A 3209-nucleotide genomic window follows, 5' to 3' on the forward strand; every position below is an offset into this window, starting at 1 on the left:
ATAGAGCAGAGTATAAAAGACGAGAAGGGAATTGCCTAGAAATAGAGCGCCTTTGCCGCGATGCTCACGCCAAAGGCGTGCTTATGTTCAGATATAAACTATATTCGGTAAAAAATTTTTATATTAAACTTTAGTTTTGTACGAAGGAGAATATGACAATGAAAAATTATTTTTTTGCAATAATGCCTTTTTTCTTATTGGTCGGTTGTGTCAGCTCAGATGATTATCAACAACAGTATTATAAAAAGAAGCGAGAAGAGTATCACATGGGGGTCGGTGTAGTAAGAACAGACAGTCAACGAAGGGCTATCATGTCAGGTGAAAAGCCTGATTGGTCAGAATTACCAGAATCTCGGGTATCTAAAAAAAATTAAATAGACTATATAATTAATTCTAAATATTTCTCTTATCTGTTGTGCATTGAAAAGAGTATTTTGATGCACAGTTAATAATATTTTACTGACAATCTAAACTGTTTAATTATTAAGAAAAGCTTTGGTATTGTATTCCACTGAATATTTTTGTTATTAAGAAATAAAATTTGGCTGCCTTGCTATTATGTGAAATTATTTTTTTATATAAGAAAATTTTTTATTTAGTATAATGTCAATTACTAAAAAAATATTAAACTCACTCAATTAAGAAATTGATTTTTAATTTAAGTATGAATATTTTTAATGATATTTAATTGTTTTTAAGTGAAAATTTTTCAAATTAAAAAATTTATAATTTAAATTATTTATAAATTAATGCATTATATGAAAATAAAAAATGTCTCAATAAAAAAATAATTTTATTTTACTTGATTAAATGTCGTTATTAATTTAATAATCTCAATGGTCTTCTAATTATTTATATTTATTTTGTTAATGAAATATTTTTCTGACAGATACTTTGTTAAATCATATGATTAATTAAGGGATTTATAAGATGAAAAATAATTTCTTATTAATACTATTTATATTAATTGTTGTAACTGCATTTTCAAGTGTCAGTTCTAATCGTGAATCAATGCATGGATTTATTTATACACCTAAAAGCCGTTCGGTTTTATGCTGGATAGAGCAGAATAAAGATTGTGGTAGCGCTAGTAGCGATCCAATGTCGATTGAAGGGACGAGTGGTTTTCCACAATATGGTGCCAAAGATGGTAGAATAGCCAGCGGTGATAATTTTTGGTTTAACCAATTAGATCAGCAAAATATCGATCGCTGGCAAAAAAATAATATTAAAGTAGGTAAAAATATATTTGAATGGTTTCTAACACAGCCAAATCATACAATAAGTTGGGAGTTTTATATTACGAAGCAGGACTGGGATCCAAATGCTCCATTAACACGCAATTCGTTTGAATCAAAACCATTTTGTTTACGATCAAATGATGGAAAAAGATTAACTGTTGATGAGATGAAAATCGAATGCCATGTGCCAAAACGCAGTGGCTATCAAATTATTTTAGGTTTATGGACAATAGCTGATACTGATTCAGCTTTTTATCAAGTTATAGATGTGAATATATCAGATAAATAATAGTCCAATAGTAAGTAAAATTTTGTCATTTTCGATAAAAATTTAATAAATTAGTGCTTACTCATTAATATAATTACCAGATGTAAAATAGATATTATTTTTTACAGATAAATTATAATATTTTCTATTATGTTTCTTTTTATAATTAAATCTCATGACAACCTTGATGAAAAATTTATTTTACTGTTGCTATCATTATGGATTTTTTGAATGCTATATATTAAATAAATAGTGATTAAATATATTTTTATTGGTTGCTATATATAGTATGTTTTGTATATAAATAATGTTTTTTAAAAAACCTTAAATTTGGTAATTTATTAATTTTGTTTTTTAGTGTTAATATTGTTATTTTAAAAAATAAATTTAAAGATACTCTTGATTCAATATTGATATTATTAAAAAATAAATATGGAGTAAATAAATTATGGCCATTCAACGTGGTATTCGTAATAATAATCCAGGAAATATTGACTATAATCCTATTAATAAATGGCAGGGTGCTTTACCTCATGATCCTTCAATTGAAAAAAGATTTTGCCGATTTGAATCTCCTGAATGTGGTATTCGCGCTATAATGATTTTACTGAGAACATATCAACAAAAGTATGGTTTAAAAACTATATCCGATTTAATTAATCGATGGGCGCCAAATAATGAAAATAATACTAGCGCATATATTATAAATGTTTCCAATAGCATGAATTTATCACCTAAGTCAGTTGTTAATATAAAAGATAAAGCAACATTAATTAGTTTAGTGAAAGCTATAATATTTTATGAAAATGGTCAACAGCCTTATAATGATGCAATCTTTGATAAAGCGTATAACATAATATAATTAAATATCATTAATCCTATTTTATAACAAAATAAATTTTATTCTGTAAATAAAAATATATTCACTGTAAGATTATAGCTAAATATGGTTTTTTGTTTTTTATTAGTATGATTTTCAATAAAATAATTATGTATAATTAAAAATTATAGACTTAGAAAATATTTTATTATTAACAGAAATAAAGATAATACATTTTTCTATTAATTATATTTAGTAAAATATTTAATCATTGAATACTTTTCTTTACTATATTACTCCAATTTTTCAATTTTATTTTGAGCATTAACAAAAAATTAAGTTAGTGCTCATTATTTATTGTCAATTGAAAGATATCAGTCCTTTCGAACAGCTAATTTTATACAGATAAAATTTTAACTATTGTTAATCAGGCTATCAAAGTCAGGAGCAGTTTGGTGAATATAAAAAGTGACCATAATATAACAAAGTATAAAAATAAATATAAATGTTAGTTAAGCTAAACTAATCGTATGTTTGTCTCTTTTTCTAGACCGTGTTTTAATAAAAGAGCGGTAGCGATTATTTATTAAAATAGTATGACTAGAAATGGTATGATTGTGTTAAAGTAGCATAAAAGTCACGCTAAATTCTCTTTTAATCGATATGGTTGTAAGATTATTTTCTTTTAAGTGTAATCCCTTGCGATTTGATAACGTTATTGATTCTAAATTCTGAATAATTGATAAAAACAGTTGTTATACCATTATTAATAATTTTATTAAATTACACTATAAAAAATATTGGTTCATGGTTAGGAATCTCAATCAATACAGTAAGGCATTAATGGAGGTGTTTTGAACTCAATATTTCTATTAAATTC

3 protein-coding genes are annotated in these 3209 nt (G+C 25.0%); all 3 read left to right on the forward strand.

What is annotated here, in order from left to right:
- Positions 1-158 precede the first annotated feature (158 nt).
- The 3 genes from G468_RS0116670 (at position 159) to G468_RS0116680 (ending at position 2371) form a co-directional block, all read left to right on the forward strand.
- Positions 159-374: a hypothetical protein gene (locus tag G468_RS0116670; protein WP_026823998.1), complete on the forward strand. Its 216-nt coding sequence runs from the start codon at positions 159-161 to the stop codon at positions 372-374.
- 556 nt (positions 375-930) lie between these two features.
- Positions 931-1530, forward strand: coding sequence for a lytic polysaccharide monooxygenase (locus tag G468_RS0116675; RefSeq protein ID WP_026823999.1), 600 nt, complete (start codon positions 931-933; stop codon positions 1528-1530).
- 427 nt (positions 1531-1957) lie between these two features.
- Positions 1958-2371, forward strand: coding sequence for a structural protein (locus tag G468_RS0116680; RefSeq protein WP_026824000.1), 414 nt, complete (start codon positions 1958-1960; stop codon positions 2369-2371).
- Positions 2372-3209 lie beyond the last annotated feature (838 nt).

This window comes from Arsenophonus nasoniae DSM 15247, from assembly GCF_000429565.1.
Classification (GTDB): domain Bacteria; phylum Pseudomonadota; class Gammaproteobacteria; order Enterobacterales; family Enterobacteriaceae; genus Arsenophonus; species Arsenophonus nasoniae.